The sequence below is a fragment of the Mesorhizobium sp. M0601 genome (genome assembly GCF_040320845.1).
GTDB lineage: Bacteria > Pseudomonadota > Alphaproteobacteria > Rhizobiales > Rhizobiaceae > Mesorhizobium.
In genome coordinates, this window is record NZ_JAMYQK010000121.1 from 1 (window position 1) to 1024 (window position 1024).

Here is a 1024-nt window from a genome sequence, read left to right on the forward strand (position 1 = left end):
GTCGTGTCGGTGCCCTGATCGCCGGACATGTTGGTCCCGCTGCTCGTCGTGCCGGTGCCCTGATCCGTCGTACTGGGCATGGTTGTCGTGGTCGAGGTTCCGCTCGTCGAGGTTCCGCTCGAAGTTCCGCTGGTCGTCTGGGCAAAGGAAAGCCCTGCCGACACTGCCAGCACGGCCGAAGCCAAAAGGATGCGTTTCATCTTCTTTCTCCTGTCTGAATGCGCGGGATGCGCCTGGCAAATCGAACAGGCAGACAGAAGGAGTGTTCCCCGATGAAGTTCAACTTTTGTAACTCTGGTCATAGGTCAGCCTTAGGATGCCGGGCGTATATTAGAAGCCTCTTGAAGAAGACGCTGCCCGCACCAGAATCCATGGCATGGCTCGGGGAATAGGCATTGGTGACCAGGTGGCGATTACTGCCACGGTTCGAAGGCGGATAACAGAGGACCGCGTAACCGTCTCTTTCCCAGGTTACGACTTCCCACATTCCATGATCGACCACACCAAGGTGAACCGAGGCCAGCAAATCGACCTGAAAGGCCGAGGTCACGCGCATCGACGAGGACACCGTGACGATCGAACTCGGGCCGCTGGTCACGGTCGACCGTGACAAGGTCCGGTTGGTGGAGAAATATAGGCCGCCAAACCGACGAAAGGCACTTGTCGTTGCCCCGGATTAGAACCGACAACATCGCGACGGGCTATGAGGGCAGGCCGCATGACGGGCCGGTAGAGGACGAGTCGAAGCACTTGGTCTACTGCCCAGTCTGCGGCCAAATGTTCGACGCGCGCGATCTTGGACAGGTCTTCCACCACGCTGAGTCCCAGCACGAGCCGCTTCCGGTCGAGCAATAGTCCAGCTAGTTGAGCTCCGGCGGCAGACCGACGTTGAGACCTTCAGCGCGCCACCGGGTACGTTGGATGAGATAAGGTGCTGCATGCACCGCGCCTTCCCCGCGCGCCGATGCTCCACCTGGACCGCAAAAAAGTCCCGCCGCACTGCCAGAACGGCGGGACCGATCAA

The 1024-nt window shown here is 59.9% G+C and carries 1 protein-coding gene; it reads right to left on the minus strand.

The window, feature by feature from the left end:
- Positions 1-200: hypothetical protein (locus NKI41_RS33135; RefSeq protein ID WP_352687273.1), on the minus strand; the 200-nt coding region annotated here is incomplete at its 3' end.
- Positions 201-1024: the final 824 nt, after the last annotated feature.